Raw genomic sequence first — 15,330 nt, 5'->3', positions numbered from 1 at the left:
TGCCCCCGAAACGCCCCGATTTATTTTGGGCGCGTTACTGCGCTCACTGAAGGTTCACGTTATCATAAGGCCATATCCGGCAGCGCCAGTGTAGCACGCTTAAAAGCGACGCCACCTGCGCCGTCTTTCACAGGGATTAGCTTCGGAGTGAGTATGAACCATCGCCTTTTTATCACCGGGTTTGCGCTGCTGCTGGCCAGCCAAACGGCCTATGCTGGCAACATCCAGTTTCTAAATCACAGCGTTACCAGCGAGTTAAGCCGCGCAGAAGTCGCATCGTTTAAGCAGCGCATTGCCGGGGCGCTCAATGAGGCGCCCGATTTACGCACCATAAATTGGCAATCGGACAGCTCCGGCTTACGCGGCCGCGTTAAAATAAAATACAGCTACTTAAACGACGGGGCAGAGTGTCGCAACGCCATTGTCGACCTGCGCAACGACGAAGACCGCCGCGATTTTTATCATGCGGATGTGTGTAAGCAAGGCGACAAGTGGGTCATTAGCCAAACGGCCGCCAGCGAGTTTAGTCGCAGCGATTGGGACAGCCTGAACAACGCCCTCAATGAGACACTAAACAATAACCAAGATCGCGAAGCCAAAAGCTGGCAATACAATGGCCATAGCGCCACCCTTACGCCCGTTAATACGCATACAAACGACAAGGGCAACCAGTGCCGCTTAACCAGCGTTGAGCTAACCGACAAAAACGGCGCGCACTCGCGGGGGGATTTTTCGTTTTGCAAACAAGATGGCGAATGGCACCGCGCCGAGAAGCTGCAATAACGCTTTCGGGCACTTTCACCGGCCCCTGACCCTACGCTGGCGTGCGGTTTTTACAGCTGGGACTCTACCGGCATAAAGCTCATAAAACCCGCACTAAAACGGCGCCACCAGCTGGCATCCGGCTCGGCGGCAAAGCGCTGTTGGTTAAAGGTATCCACCCAAACCAACTCACCGTCGTCCAGCTCTACCCGGTAAGCCACCTTATCGATCATGCCCTGCATTTTGCCTAACATGTTCTCAGCCAGCGCCGCGGAATCGATAAGTATCCCCATCTCGGTATTAAGCCAGGCCGAGCGCGGGTCGAGGTTAAACGAGCCGACAAACACCCAGCGCCGATCAATGATAAAGGTTTTTGCGTGCAGGCTAGAGTTGGACGAAATACTCCAGGCTTTAGGGTCTACATCGGGCGATGCCTTTACCTCATACGCCGTTACTCCGGCCTCCAGTAAATCTTTACGCCGCTTTGCATAGCCGCTATGCACCGCCACTACATCGGTAGCCGCCAGTGCGTTGGTGACGACAGTAACCTCTACCCCGGCAGCCGCCTTATCGGTTAATAACCGGGTGCCTGTTTTGCGCGGTACAAAATACGGCGACACCAAAAACAACTCTTTTTCGGCGTCGCCAAACAGCGTTAGCAAGCGGTCAATCACAAAGCTACCGCCGCCTTCACGCGCTTGCATGGCGGCCAGGTCGGGCTTATCAACCCACACTGTCATGGGCGCCCAGGTCATAGCCAGGTCGGCATCTTTTAAGTGTTGGGCGATATCGGACTGAACCAGCGCCGTCGAGTAAGGGCTGCCCTCCAAAGCGGCAATACTTTTATCCACCAGCGCAGCCGCGCGCGCTTTGTCTTGTTGCGCGACAGGGTTGTCGCTGTTGAGCAGCTCGTAGGGAAACACCAAATCGCTGTTCCAGTAAGCATCAAACGCTGCAGAAACTTCATTCACCACGGGGCCGACGGCGAGCACATCCAGGTCGCCAAAATTGACCCGCTTATTAGCATCAAAATATTCGTCCCCCACATTGCGCCCGCCAACCACTGTGGCGAGGTTATCGGCGGTTAACGACTTATTGTGCATACGGTGATTAAGCCGGCCAAATTCACCCAGCATTTGTAACGCGCGGGCACTGCGGCGATAAAATGGGTTGTACAGCCTCACCTCGATGTTCGGGTGAGCGTTTAGCAAATTAACCGGGAAGTCGTCCGGGCGCTTTTCCAAATCATCTAACAGTAGGCGCACGCGTACACCGCGCTCCGCCGCCTGCCAAAGGGACCAGGTTAAAATTGTGCCGGTAGCATCGTGATGAAACAGGTAGTACTGCACATCGATACTCTGGGTGGCCGCCTCGATCAGCGCCAGACGCGCCGCATAGGCCTCGGTACCGGCTCCCAACAAATGTACGCCAGAGTCCCCCTCACTGGCATCGCCGCTGCTGCGCACCTGCGCAATCCACCGGGCCAGGTTAGTATCGGGCGGCGGTGCTACAGTAAACTCATCATTAACGCCAGCTCGATCAGGTGCCGATGTACAACCCGTCAATACACCAAGGGCTATCATCAGCAGCACAATAAGCCCCCCCGTTAATGCGTTGTCGCACCGGCATTGGGTCGTCATTCAGGCAATCCTTATCATTCATTGACCGAGCGTGTGTTTATTCATCATAGATGTCACGGTAATACCCGGCAAGCGCCCGGCTAGGGTCAAGCCCCCGATATTTATCGGCTTCAGCTTAGTCGCGTGCGCCACCGCCGGTAGAGCGCATAATGCAATGAACCACAGGGATGGCTCCGCCAGCACTAACCGTGCAATCAACACACAGATGGGTAGTTTTTTATCTATAATTGATTTAAAAGACAAAAAAGAGTATAAAAATACCCACACAAGAAAATCTAAAAAGGTATGTTTTTACCTAAAATTAGACTAAAGAGGCCTTTATAGGTACTTATCTACCCATGAAAACCATCAGCGCCAGCATGACAGACAAAGTCATTGCCGAACAGCTATTTGCCCGTATCGAAGCGCGACGCAAGGCTCTGGGAATTACTCAAGCCGACATGGCCACGCGTATCGATATCACCCCTAAAACCTATCGCAACCTCAAAAGCGGTAGCTGCAGCCTTATGGTGTTATTAAGCCTGCTGCGCCAACTTAACCTGCTTGAGAACCTCAATGAGCTTGTGCCACAGCCGGCGATTCGGCCAACCGATGTATGGCGCCAAACGCAGCCCAGGGCGGGAGCGGTTCAAGAGCCATCGGGCCGTATCAGCGAGCGGCTGGCGGCTCGCCAACGCCTTAAAACTCGCGAGTAGAGAGGCCCACTATGGTTGCCAATGCCTGCAAAGTACAATTTATGGGGGTCGACGTCGGCACCCTGGCGCGCACCGACGACTCCCCGTACGCCATTTTTGAGTATGATCGCGCCTGGCTTGCCGAGGGGTTTGCCATTGCCCCGCTGCATATGCCACTCACTAACGCGGTGTATCAGTTTCCATCGCTGGCGCCGGATACGTTTAGGGGGCTGCCAGCGGCTTTTGCCGATTCTCTGCCCGACGATTTTGGCAACGCACTAATCAATAGCTGGCTGGCTCGCCAGGGGCTGGACAAATCTCAGTTCGGCGCCATCGACCGCTTGCTGTATACCGGTACCCGCGGCATGGGAGCACTGGAGTACCAAACCGCCATTAACCCTTTTGACAACCGGGCCAATAATCTGCAGCTTGCCGAGCTGGTCGATCTGGCGCAACAGGTACTCAGTGCACGCAACGAGATAGGCGTTACCCCGGACAATAGCGATGCCATGATGCACCTATTGCAAGTGGGCACCTCCGCCGGCGGGGCCAGGCCTAAGGCCGTTATCGCCATTAATAAAGCACGCAGCCAAATTGTATCCGGCCAGGTTGCGGCACCCGAGGGCTTTGAGCACTATTTATTAAAATTTGATGGTGTGGTGGAGCACCACCACGAACGGGAAACCTTTGGCGACCCCAGAGGTTACTGTTTAATGGAGTACGCCTATTATCAAATGGCCGTCAACTGCGGTATCGATATGTCGCACAGCGAGCTACTACACGAAAATGGCCGCAGCCACTTTATGACTAAGCGCTTCGACCGGGAAAACAATCAGAAGTACCACGTATTAACGCTGTGTGCGATGGCCCATGCCGACTACCAACAACCGGGCTATTTTAGTTACGAAGAGCTACTCACCGTCGCGCGTCAGCTAAACCTAACACTGCTCGAGCAAAAGCAAATCTACCGCCGCATGGTGTTTAACGTTGTCGCCCGCAATCACGATGATCACACTAAAAACACCGCATTTTTTGTCGATGACGACTTTAATTGGCGCCTGGCACCTGGTTACGACATTGCCTACAGCTATAAACCCGGTTCGCCCTGGGTTAACAGCCATCAAATGAGCATTAACGGCAAGCGCGACCACTTTACCCGCGACGACTTACTGCAAGTCGCGACGCTGATTACCCGCTTTAGCCAACAGCAGGCCAACGCCATTATTGACGACACCATTGAACACGTTAAGTGCTGGCCAGAGATAGCCGACAAAGTTGGTGTCTTTGCGCCCCTGCGCGATGAAATAACGCGCCACCTGCGAACCACCGAGCTGCAGCGCTAACCGCCCACAGGCGGACGTAGATACAGCACCGGATTTATCCAGTTTGTGTGATCACAGGCGCTGTTGCCACGATCGTGTGTACGTAAACGCAACTGGCGCGCGCCCGAGATATTAACCAATGCCGACACAAGCTCACCGGCTTTTACCCTTTTGCTGTTATAAACAACCCGCCCATCGGCCTCAACACTAAAAGTCGCGCCGTTGCCACAGCCACCGCCATCGTCCAACCCCACCGCAAAAAACAGGGCCGCGTAATCACGATCTAAGGCAATCGTATACTCACTCGCCGCATGCGTCCCCATCCCAAAACCGTAAGTAGTGCCCCCTACTCTTAACGGGCCGCCACGCACATTGCGATTAATGTGCAGCTTTCCCCAGCCCTGCTTGCCCTTCATACCTAAATCGGCCAATAGGGTTGCCTCTTGGGTGCTGACCAACACATCTTCCGAGGTTGTGCTGCGATACTCCCCATCGACAAACACCTCAAATGTCACCCGGTTAACACCTGGCTGCAGATAATGTGCAGCAAGCTGCGATACATCGTCCGCCAGCGGCTGCTCACTCGTTAACATTCTCCGTGTTTTTTTAGGTATATAAGCGCTAACCGTTACGACGACTGCGATATTATCCGCATCCCCCAACACCCTATACAGCAGCGGCTGCCCCTCGCCCAAACGATTACTCGCAAGAATCACCCGCACATCATCCCCCTCGCCGGCCGGATAAATCCTATTCTCCTGCAGCAGTGCCTCATTGCGTTTAAGGGTTTGAATATCGCGCCGAAATTCAGACAGTGGGAAACCTGCCCCAGGGGCATCATCTGCGGCCAACAGGTTATTCTGCTCCGCCGAATCCACACTCAGATCAAACCCCGATTCAACTCCGGTTTTGACGTGCTTTACGTACTTATAAGGGTAGCGAATAGAGGCGAGGTAGGTGCCATCAAAGGGTTGAATCAAAGGCACAAAATAGTTTTCATCTGTCGCCTTAAATAGACTCTGACCAACAAAGTGGTGCGTGCTGTCGATATTAAGTAAATCGGTAATTGTCGGGGCTACATCCAGCTGCGATCTGGCGGTGCCAGCCATCACCTCTGGCATAACCTGGCCTGGCCACCAGATCATCAAAGGCGTTTTAAACAACTCATTGTAAGCCGTTTTGGTGTTGTGATAGTTGTTATGCTGCCCCATGGGAAAACCATTATCGCCCAACACCACAACTACGCTATTTTCTAGATAATCTCGCTTTTTTAGCTCGGCAAAAAAAACTTTTAGGTACTGATCAGTCAAGTACATGGAGTTGGCGTAATTATCCTGATGCGATTTCGGATCGGTGTGGATATAACGATGCTCAGGTGGAATATCGTCAAACATCATGTGATTGGTCACACTCATGGTACTGACAAAAAACGGCGCGTTGCTGCTGCCCGACTCTTGCAAATTATCGAGATAGCCAAACGTCTTTTGGTAAAAGATATCGTCTCTTATCCCCCAACCAATCACATACTCATCGCGCTCAGCCTTTGTGACAAAATTTTTATCCATGCCATGAGCGTATTCAAACCCATTAGCCCGAACAAAATTACCGGTATTCTCAAAGCCTAAGCTGTGAAAGGCCTTCATAAACACCGTTCGATAACCGCGCTCTTGCAGCATGTGCGACAGGCAGCGAAAATTATTGTCCGGGTAGCTGGTAAAAACGTTAGAGCGATAGCTGGGATAAACCGAGCACAAGGTAGCAAACTGTCCTTTGCTGGTTTCTACCGAGCCACTAAAAAAATTATTAAGGTAAAGCCCTTCGTTTTTTAACGCATTAAAAAAAGGCGTTACCGGCCGACCATTCTCTATTTTATCAATATACTCGGCGCTAAAAGACTCCAGCATAACCACAAAAACATTGGGCGCCTTGGCAAGCTCAAATTGGTCATTGGCTCCATCGGATTTTTTCACATAGGGGTATGGGTTATCAGAGTCCCACTGCAAAGCATCTTGAGAAAAATAGTGATAAACAGACGCGCTAAACTCCACCAGCTCATTGCGCGACGACGAAAATGCGGCAACCGACACAATGTTTAGCAGCAACAATGCGGCTACAACCGGCGCCTTTGCCGGGTGCTTTAACGGCGTGTTAACCATTTCATAGCGCCGGCACAACCACACGAGCGCAAGCACCACAGCCAGCAACACGGCCCAACCCACCCAGGAGGCGTTACTCAGCAGATACCCCACAGCCTGCCAACTAAAGATATCCGCCCCATTTTTATAAATAATTAAAAACGACAGGGGCTCTAGCCGCAACCAGTGGTAAATCACCATTAGTGCGTATAGCGCAATCACCGCTTTGGTCACGGTACCCGTCCAGCGGGAGCGCAAGTGCGACAGCGCCGAATACCAGAGCAGAAAAAACACCACCACCGAGAACACCGAAACCGCTGCCGTATAAAAAGACTGCAACCACGACCACTGTTCTTGTAATGCAACGCGCATTACAAGCAACGCTTGCACAAGAGCCAGCACAGCAAACAGGCCATATCTTTGGGGTAGAGGAATAATGTTTTGTGAAGAGCCAGAGGCTGACAGGCTCGCCTGAGTACTTTCATCCATAAAAAGCAATCTCGTTGTTATTTTTATACATATTGCAGCGGCGAGCAAAACCCTGTCAGGTGTGCAGCCCGCCTCCGAGCCAGCTGACTATTCGAACAACAAATAATCAAAGCCAGCAGACGATAGCAGATATTAAAGCAACTTTCAGCCGATAGGGCCAAACTCCAGTCTTAGAGTAGTTACGCGCCAATGCAGCCGCGCAGGTATCATAGAAGATGTTCTTGTGGTCACAGCGTTACGGTAATAATTAATGAGCGTCAGGCAAGTAATAGTCATACCATTTAATCTCCTGAGGATTCAGCCCTTGCTGATTTACGGGCCGTTTTAGGGTAGAGCTCCAGTGCAAGAGCTGCTCTTTGAGTACACCCGCCAACTCTTTTTGCTCGGTCAAGACGCTGCTCTGTTCCGGCGCATCAGTGTCGAGATTAAACAAATACTCTCTATCACCAACCTTTAGAAATTTCCATTTACCCAAACGAACTGCCGACTGCTGCCAGAATCTAAAAAATAAAGGACGGTCATCTAAATAAGCGTCGTCTCCGGTCATCGCCGGCAGCAGATCGACTCCATCAAGACTATTCAAATCGCTCTGCGCAGAACCTGCGTGAACCAAACCAGTGTAAACCGCATCTAACACACTAACCGGCTTTTCAAGCACTTTAGGTGTTGGGATTTTCGCCGGCCAATGGGCAATAAATGGCACTCGAACACCTCCCTCCGTTAGCATCCCTTTCTCACCAAGCAGGGGCGTATTTAGCGAACCATTCCAGGGCTCACTGAGATCATTCACTGGCGCGTCTTTTTGTACCATCCCGGTAGGGGCGCCGTTATCACTGATAAAGAAAATCAGCGTATTCTCATAAATGCCTTTGTGCTTGAGCGCTTCAACCACGCTGCCGACCCCGTCATCAACCGCAGCCATCATCGCCAGAGCATAACGCCGCCGCAAGTTGTCCACGTGCGAGAACTGCTCTAAAGACCGGTCAGGGGCCGAGAGAGGAATATGGGGTGCGTAGTGAGTAACCTGCATAAAAAAAGGCTCTTCATAGTTGCGCTCGACAAAGTTTACGGCGGCTTTACTAACGGCATCTATACGATGATCAGACACTGTGATCCATTTAGGAGAAAAGGTCGCACCTGACAAATCAAAAGTTGCCCAATATTTATTGCCATAGCCCGAAAAACTTTCATCAAAGCCACGGCTGGTGGGATAATATTGCTCTTTGACGGACTCAGGCACAGCACCGACTTTATTGCTCCCCTGAGCGAGCCCTGGGTAATTAAGCGCAAACCATTCATGGCTATTCTCATCAATATCTAAGTTCCACTTACCTACGGCGGCGGTTCTATATCCTGCAGCAGAGAATTTTTCTGCAACCGTCTCCACACCGAGAGGCAGTGGATTGTAACGGTTGTCATCAACCCCATGAACTTGTGGGTATTGCCCGGTTACCAGCGCTGCTCGCGATGGCGTGCACTGAGGCGAGGTCACATAACCGTGGGTCATCCGAACGCCAGCGCTCGCCAGCTGGTCGATATTAGGGGTCACAATATCGTTGCGTATACCTTGCACACCCAGATCCGCATAACCTTGGTCGTCAGTAAAAAAAACGATGATATTAGGTTTGTTATCTTCAGGCGTCTCTGGAGACGGCTCTTCTGTTATTGGAGGAAGCTCTTCTTCGTCCACAATTGGTGGCGATGCTTCCCCCTCATCGCCGCTGCACGCACTCAGTAACACCGTGGCCAGCACCCAAACTGTTAGGTTAATCACTTTCATAAACACCTCCTTGTTAACCACCGGCTCATCAACTCGCCTTAATTTTAAAAATGCAGTAGCCGGCCTACGCTATAAATCATAAGAACGGCGGGGTCATTCGCAAATACCGGCAACCTGAGTCAAATGCAAACGCCCCACTAATATCGCAACCAATAAAAAGCCGGATACCTTGAGCAATACAAAGTATCCGGCCTGAATGCGTTTGAACAGCGGCTATTTGTTAAAAAACGCAACGCAAAGGTTGCGCTGCCTTACTCCGCAAACGGATGGCGCAACACGATCGTCTCTACTCGATCCGGGCCGGTGGAGATAATATCAACCGGGGTATCCAGCAGCTCTTCCAAACGTTTGATATAGTTGCGGGCGTTTTCGGGCAGCTCTTCTAGCGCGTGCACGCCAAAGGTCGACTCACTCCAGCCGGGTACTTCTTCGTAGATGGGCTGTACGCGATCCCAGCCGTCGGCATCAAACGGAATCGGCATTGGGTTGCCATCTAAGTCCTGATAACCGATACAGATTTTGACGGTCTCAAGGCCATCCAGCACGTCGAGCTTGGTCAAGCACATTCCCGTGACGCTATTGATACGGTTTGCGTGACGCACGGCTACCGCATCAAACCAGCCACAGCGGCGCTGGCGGCCAGTGGTGGCGCCAAACTCGTGGCCTTTTTCACCCAAGTGCCGACCTACTTCGCAATCGAGCTCGGTGGGGAATGGGCCCGAGCCAACACGCGTGGTGTAAGCCTTGGTGATACCCAGTACGTAATCGAGATACAGCGGGCCAAAGCCAGAGCCGGTGGCGGTGCCGCCGGCAGTGGTGTTAGAGCTGGTAACAAACGGGTAGGTGCCGTGGTCGATGTCCAGCAGCGAACCCTGAGCGCCTTCAAACAGAATGCTACGGCCTTGCTCGCGGGCGGTGTGCAAAATATCCGTCACGTCGGCGATCATCGGCTTAAGCTCTTCCGCCCAGGCGGTTACTTGCGCCAGAGTTGCGTCGTAATCGACCGCATCGACTTTGTAATACTCGGTCAGTGAGAAGTTATGAAACTCCATCACGTCGCGCAGCTTAACGGCAAAGGTTTCCATATCCAGCAAGTCACCCAGGCGCAAACCGCGGCGGGCTACTTTGTCCTCATACGCCGGGCCAATGCCGCGCCCGGTGGTGCCAATTTTATCTTTGCCGCGCTTTAGCTCACGGGCCTGATCCAATGCAATGTGGTAGGGCAAAATTAACGGACACGCAGGTGATAAACGCAGGCGCTCGCGCACCGGTACGCCACTGTCTTCCAGTTCGGCCAACTCTTTAAACAATGCCTCGGGCGAGAGCACCACACCGTTGCCGATTAGGCAGGTAACGCCGTCGCGCAACACGCCAGAGGGAATAAGGTGCAAAACGGTTTTTTTACCGTCAATCACCAGCGTGTGGCCGGCATTGTGGCCGCCCTGAAAACGGGAAACCAGCGACACTTGATCGGTCAGCAGGTCGACGATTTTACCTTTACCTTCGTCACCCCACTGGGTGCCTAATACCACGACATTCTTGCCCATGTTTTGGCCTTACTCTCTTAAACTAAACGTAAATTCAATGAAATATCAGCAATAGCTTACAGCGCTACCACTTGATACTGTGCGTCTTTTTTTACCAGCTCGCGATCGCAACCAAGCCCGGCCAATTCAGCCCTCGACTCAGCGCTCACCACTCGCTCACCCTGATCTCGCAGTGCGCCAATGGCAGCCCACTGTTCGCTGCTACCATCGTTAACCACACCGATCAAAGTGCCTTTCTCGGCGCTTAACAAGCCCAATTTAGACAGTGCGGTAATATCCACCGCAAAGCCGGTTGCCGGGCGACGGCGACCAAACACTTCGCCGATGTGATCGTAGCGGCCGCCGCTGGCAATGGGGTTGCCATAGCCTGGCGCAAAAGCGGCAAATACCAAACCGGTTAAATAGTGGTAGCCGCGCAACTCACCCAAGTCAAAGTACAACTCTATTTCGGGGTAGCGCTGCTCAATAACGTCGGCAATGCTGGCCAGCTGATCCACGGCGGTTACCGCGTCGCTGGCGACGGCGGCAAATAGCGCGCGGGCCTCAGCTAAGATCTCACGGCCACCGGCCAAACCCGGTAGCGCCAGCAGTACTTTAGCGATGGCTGGGGTGCTGATGTTATCGGCGACCCACTGCTCGATCTCGGCCACAGCTTTGCGCTGCAGCATGTCAAAAAAAGCGTCTTTTTGCGCGGACTCGACATCGACTTTAGCCATTAATGCGCGGTAAATACCCACGTGGCCCATGTCGACGTGTAAACGGGGTAGGCCCGCCGTGCGCAATGACTCAGCCAGCAGGGAGACCACCTCGGCATCGGCCGGCAGACCCGGCTCGCCGTAAAACTCTACACCCGCTTGAATGGGAGTGCGCGTGGCGAGTGGGTTTTTCGGCTTGGTATGCACCACGTGGCCGGCGTAGCACAGGCGGTTAGCGCCTTTGCGCTTGTAGCTGTGGGCGTCCATACGGGCAATTTGCGGGGTGATATCGGCGCGAATACCCAGGGTGCGGCCGCTTAGCTGGTCGGTGACTTTAAAGGTCAGCAAATCCACATCGCGGCCAAGGCCAATAAGCAGTGAGTCGGTGTATTCCAGCAGCGGTGGAATCACCATGTCATAGCCCCAGGTGCGGTAAAGCTCCAGCAACCTGCGGCGCAATAGTTCAATGGGCCGGGCCTCGGCAGGGAGGATTTCCTCCACTCCGTCAGGCAGCAGCCAGCGATCGGCGTAAGTCATAACAGACTCTGTCGGTTCGTTTTACGTTCAGCCAACAACGCGGGGCGGGGTTGGCAAAAAAGGTTTTGCAGATAGAGGCAGCGGCAATCGGTTTAAAGCAAGCCAACGCCGCGCTCGTCAGGGTGGAGGTAAAACCACCGGCCTGACACAAAAAAACCGGGCCTAACGGCCCGGCTGGGGGATTTTACCATCTTTCTGTGGCAAATGTTGAGCGATAAATCGCCTATTTTTTGCCCTGCGGATTCTTCAGGTAACGGAAGAATTCGCTCTCGGGGTCGACCACCATCAAGTCGCTTTTGTTGGCAAACGAGTTTTTGTAAGCCGTTAAAGAGCGCACAAAGGCGTAGAAGTCAGCGTCTTGCTGATAGGCCTCGGCAAAGGTCGCCGCGGCAGTAGCATCGCCCTCACCGCGAATCTTTTCGGCATCGCGATAGGCGTTGGCTTCGAGTACGGCCACCTGACGATCGGCATCGGCGCGGATCACTTCGGCCTGCTCGGCACCCTTAGAGCGATACTCGCGAGCTTCTTTTTCCCGGTCCGCCGACATCCGGTCAAACACCGACTGACTCACATCCTCGGGCAGGTCGATGCGCTTAACGCGAATATCCAGCACCTCGATACCCAACAGCTCGTCGGCGGTATTGTTAAGCTCAACGGTCAGCTCATGCATTAACTCATCGCGCTTACCCGAAACCACCTCGTGCAAGGTGCGACCACCAATCTGGTTACGCAATACATCGGCAACACGGCTGGCCAAACGACTGGCGCCTACGGCCTCATCGCCGCCGGTGCTTTTGTAGTACTTCTGCACGTCGCGAATACGCCATTTCGCATAAGAGTCGACAATCAGACGCTTATTCTCAATGGTGTAAAAACTTTCAGGGCGAGCATCGGTGGTCAGGATCCGGCCATCAAACTTGCGCAGCTTATCGGCAAACGGAATTTTAACGTGCAAGCCGGGCGCGACGTCGGGGTTAATCAACCGCCCAAAACGTAACACCACCGCCCGCTCGTACTCCGAGACGATATAAACACTATTGGCACCCACAAAAAGCACCAAAATAACGGCGATCAAGCCTAAAAATGAACGATTAGACATTAGCGCGCCCCCCGCGTGTTGTTGTCACGGCCAAGCTGGCGCGACACATAGTCACTGATTTGGCGCAACTGATCCTGGGTGATCGTCGCACGCGTACTACTGCCTGCGCTGCCACCAACACCTTCTTGCATCAGTTTATCCAGCGGCAGGTACATCATATTGTTGCCACCTTCTACGTCGACCAATACTTTAGAGGCGTTGCCCATCACCTGTTCGATCGCCTCGATATACAAGCGCTCGCGGGTCACTTCAGGCGCTTTTTGATACTCGGCCAACAAGTCGGTAAAACGCTCGGACTCACCTTCGGCGCGGCTGGTTACCTCGGCGCGATAGGCCTCGGCTTCTTCCAGCATACGCTGCGCACGACCACGAGCGGCCGGCACAACGCCGTTGGCGTAAGCCTGCGCTTCGTTCTTCAGGCGCTCTTCGTCCTCTTTGGCTTTAATCACATCATCAAAGGCCGCGCGCACTTCTTCCGGCGGGCGCCCCTCCTGAATGTTTACATCGCGCACCAAAATACCGGTGCCGTAGCTGTCGAGGTACTGCTGCAAACGCTCTTCTACCTCGTCGGCTATTTTGCCACGGCCTTCAGACAGCACTTGCTCAAGCTCGGTGGAGCCTACCACGTGACGCAGCGCCGAGTCGGCGGCGTGACGCAGGCTGATCTCGGGATCACGGACGTTCAGCACATAGGCTTTAACATCGTTGACGTTGTACTGCACGGTAATCGGCAGCTCAACGATGCTCTCATCTTCGGTAAGCATTAAGCCACGGCTGGGGTACTGCCGCTCTTCGGTGACGTTGACGATAAACACCTCGGTCACCAGTGGCGCGCTCCAGCTTAAACCCGGCTGCTTGATGTCAGCAAAGGCACCAAAACGCAACACCACGGCCCGCTCTTTCTCGTCGACCTGATAAATACCGGCAAAACCGTACAGCAGAGCGCCAATCACCAAAACAGCGATCATCAGGGTGCCAAAGCTACCGCTACCGCCGCCATTGCCGGTGCCGTTATTTTTGCCCGAGCCGCCAAACAAGCCGCCGAGCTTTTCCTGCAGTTTTTTTAACGCTTCATCAAGATCCGGCGGGCCATCGCCTTTATTACCATTGCGGTTGCCCCAAGGGTCTTTGTCACCGCCTCCCGGTTCATTCCAGGCCATAGGTTTACTCCAGTTATTAAAATAAAAGGTGGGCCCAATAGGCTAAAACGCCCAATGTGCTCACCTAGAAATTCTGTCTCGTAATTTGCCAGTGGATTCTAGCAAATACTGCACGCCACGGGTGAATTTACACGCAAAACAAGCCCTGCGCCGTTTTAGAAGTTACCCGCCAGCTGCTGCGGCGGCTCAACGTCACCGATCCAGCGCAGTTGCTCAAAGGATACCTCTACCGCACTTAAAATACGCAGTAAGTCGCTGGCGGGAATACGCACCTCTAACACACTGGTGCCGTCTTCCCGGTAGTGTTCGCCGCCAACGGCATTTTGCTCAAATAAGCGCGCCCGCAGGCGACCATCGGCGGGCGACAAAATCAACTCGCCCTGGATGACCTCTTCACCCAACAATTCTGAGATAGCCTGATGCAGTAACTCGCAGCCATCGCCGGTTTGCGCCGACAGCCAAACGGCGATGGGGCTGCCGCTGTCGTCCCGGTCAATTCTGGGCTCCATGCCCAACAAATCAATTTTGTTGTAGACGCGAATTTGCGGCAGCTCAGAGGCGCCGATCTCCTCCAGCACCTCGTCGACCTGCTCAATGTAGTGCATCCGCTCATCGGCGGCCGAATCAATCACGTGCAGCAATAAATTAGAGCTGGCCGCCTCTTCCAGGGTTGCCCGGAAGGCCTCCACCAGCTTATGCGGCAAATGACTGATAAAGCCCACAGTATCGGCCAAAATCATCGCACCGATATCGTCCAGCTCGACCCGGCGCATGGTCGGGTCGAGCGTGGCAAACAGCTGATCTTCGGCGTACACATCCGAGCCGGTTACCCGATTAAACAAGGTCGACTTACCGGCGTTGGTGTAACCCACCAACGAAACGGTAGGTATTGCGGCGCGCTGCCGCGAGCGGCGGCCCTGCTCACGCTGGGTGCGTACTTTGGACAGGCGCTTTTCAATGGTGGTGATCCGCCCGCGCAGTAGTCGGCGGTCCGTCTCCAACTGGGTTTCACCCGGGCCGCGCAGGCCAATACCGCCTTTTTGCCGCTCCAGGTGAGTCCAGCCGCGCACTAAGCGGGTAGACATATGCCGCAACTGAGCAAGCTCAACCTGCAACTTACCCTCAAAAGTACGGGCGCGCTGGGCAAAAATATCCAAAATAAGACCGGTTCGGTCCAGCACACGGCACTCTAAGGCCTGCTCCAGGTTGCGCTCCTGAGACGGGCTTAGGGTATGGTTAAAAATAACCAGTTGCGCTTCGTGCTCGATCACCAGCTCTTGCAGCTCCTGCAACTTACCCGTGCCGACAAAGTACTTGGCGTGAGGACGCGCGCGCGCGCCAAACACCATAGTGACAGGGTCACCACCGGCTGACAGGACTAATTCTTCAAATTCGCGGGGATCTTCGGGCTCTTGGCCGCTAGAGATATCCAGATGAACCAGCACCGCCAGCTCACCTGAATCGGGACGATCAAAAAACAATGACTTACC

Annotated in this window: 11 protein-coding genes; 3 read left to right on the top strand and 8 right to left on the bottom strand. The window is 53.7% G+C overall.

Translation table 11 applies throughout. The features are described from left to right. Positions 1-153: 153 nt before the first annotated feature. The gene (locus AAC019_RS01090; protein WP_339896704.1) at positions 154-783 is read left to right on the top strand and encodes a hypothetical protein; all 630 of its coding nucleotides are present in this window, start codon (positions 154-156) and stop codon (positions 781-783) included. A gap of 50 nt (positions 784-833) precedes the next feature. Here the strand turns inward: AAC019_RS01090 and AAC019_RS01085 are convergent, their stop codons facing one another. Beyond that, positions 834-2,402: a phospholipase D family protein gene (locus AAC019_RS01085; protein ID WP_339896702.1), complete on the bottom strand. Its 1,569-nt coding sequence runs from the start codon at positions 2,400-2,402 to the stop codon at positions 834-836. A 338-nt stretch (positions 2,403-2,740) separates the two neighbouring features. Here AAC019_RS01085 and AAC019_RS01080 point away from each other — a divergent pair, with 338 nt between their 5' ends. Then, positions 2,741-3,097 (top strand): helix-turn-helix transcriptional regulator, encoded by a 357-nt coding sequence (locus AAC019_RS01080; RefSeq protein WP_339896701.1) that lies wholly within the window; start codon positions 2,741-2,743, stop codon positions 3,095-3,097. An 11-nt stretch (positions 3,098-3,108) separates the two neighbouring features. Then, entirely contained in the window at positions 3,109-4,419 is a 1,311-nt protein-coding gene (locus AAC019_RS01075; protein WP_339896700.1) for a type II toxin-antitoxin system HipA family toxin, read from the top strand. Here the strand turns inward: AAC019_RS01075 and AAC019_RS01070 are convergent. From AAC019_RS01070 to hflX, 7 genes are all read right to left on the bottom strand, one after another. Continuing rightward, positions 4,416-7,022 carry a sulfatase-like hydrolase/transferase gene (locus AAC019_RS01070; protein WP_339896698.1) on the bottom strand — a complete coding sequence of 869 codons (2,607 nt, stop codon included), beginning with the start codon at positions 7,020-7,022 and terminating at the stop codon, positions 4,416-4,418. The genes AAC019_RS01075 and AAC019_RS01070 overlap by 4 nt on opposite strands. 247 nt (positions 7,023-7,269) lie before the next feature. Beyond that, on the bottom strand, positions 7,270-8,802 hold the full coding sequence (locus tag AAC019_RS01065) for a sulfatase-like hydrolase/transferase (RefSeq protein ID WP_339896697.1): 1,533 nt from the start codon (positions 8,800-8,802) through the stop codon (positions 7,270-7,272). Between the two features lie 251 nt (positions 8,803-9,053). Next, entirely contained in the window at positions 9,054-10,349 is a 1,296-nt protein-coding gene (locus tag AAC019_RS01060) for an adenylosuccinate synthase (RefSeq protein ID WP_339896696.1), read from the bottom strand. A gap of 56 nt (positions 10,350-10,405) precedes the next feature. Beyond that, positions 10,406-11,581: an ATP phosphoribosyltransferase regulatory subunit gene (locus AAC019_RS01055; protein WP_339896695.1), complete on the bottom strand. Its 1,176-nt coding sequence runs from the start codon at positions 11,579-11,581 to the stop codon at positions 10,406-10,408. 223 nt (positions 11,582-11,804) lie between these two features. Continuing rightward, positions 11,805-12,680, bottom strand: coding sequence for a protease modulator HflC (hflC, locus tag AAC019_RS01050; RefSeq protein ID WP_339896693.1), 876 nt, complete (start codon positions 12,678-12,680; stop codon positions 11,805-11,807). After that, positions 12,680-13,840, bottom strand: a complete 1,161-nt coding sequence (gene hflK, locus AAC019_RS01045; protein WP_339896692.1) for an FtsH protease activity modulator HflK — start codon at positions 13,838-13,840, stop codon at positions 12,680-12,682. The genes hflC and hflK overlap by 1 nt, the downstream gene beginning before the upstream one ends. A gap of 155 nt (positions 13,841-13,995) precedes the next feature. Continuing rightward, positions 13,996-15,321 carry a ribosome rescue GTPase HflX gene (gene hflX, locus AAC019_RS01040; protein WP_339896690.1) on the bottom strand — a complete coding sequence of 442 codons (1,326 nt, stop codon included), beginning with the start codon at positions 15,319-15,321 and terminating at the stop codon, positions 13,996-13,998. Between the last annotated feature and the right edge of the window lie 9 nt (positions 15,322-15,330).

This window comes from uncultured Gilvimarinus sp., assembly GCF_963975215.1.
Lineage (GTDB): Bacteria > Pseudomonadota > Gammaproteobacteria > Pseudomonadales > Cellvibrionaceae > Gilvimarinus.
Note: the sequence above shows the minus strand (reverse complement) of the source record. Positions and strands in the feature narration are given on the sequence as shown.

Coding starts and splice junctions, on each gene's coding strand:
- AAC019_RS01085 (WP_339896702.1), bottom strand. CDS start 2,402: ATGACGACCCAATGCCGGTGCGACAACGCATTAACGGGGGGGCTTATT.
- AAC019_RS01060 (WP_339896696.1), bottom strand. CDS start 10,349: ATGGGCAAGAATGTCGTGGTATTAGGCACCCAGTGGGGTGACGAAGGT.
- AAC019_RS01075 (WP_339896700.1), top strand. CDS start 3,109: ATGGTTGCCAATGCCTGCAAAGTACAATTTATGGGGGTCGACGTCGGC.
- AAC019_RS01055 (WP_339896695.1), bottom strand. CDS start 11,581: ATGACTTACGCCGATCGCTGGCTGCTGCCTGACGGAGTGGAGGAAATC.
- hflC (WP_339896693.1), bottom strand. CDS start 12,680: ATGTCTAATCGTTCATTTTTAGGCTTGATCGCCGTTATTTTGGTGCTT.
- AAC019_RS01070 (WP_339896698.1), bottom strand. CDS start 7,022: ATGGATGAAAGTACTCAGGCGAGCCTGTCAGCCTCTGGCTCTTCACAA.
- AAC019_RS01065 (WP_339896697.1), bottom strand. CDS start 8,802: ATGAAAGTGATTAACCTAACAGTTTGGGTGCTGGCCACGGTGTTACTG.
- hflK (WP_339896692.1), bottom strand. CDS start 13,840: ATGGCCTGGAATGAACCGGGAGGCGGTGACAAAGACCCTTGGGGCAAC.
- AAC019_RS01090 (WP_339896704.1), top strand. CDS start 154: ATGAACCATCGCCTTTTTATCACCGGGTTTGCGCTGCTGCTGGCCAGC.
- AAC019_RS01080 (WP_339896701.1), top strand. CDS start 2,741: ATGAAAACCATCAGCGCCAGCATGACAGACAAAGTCATTGCCGAACAG.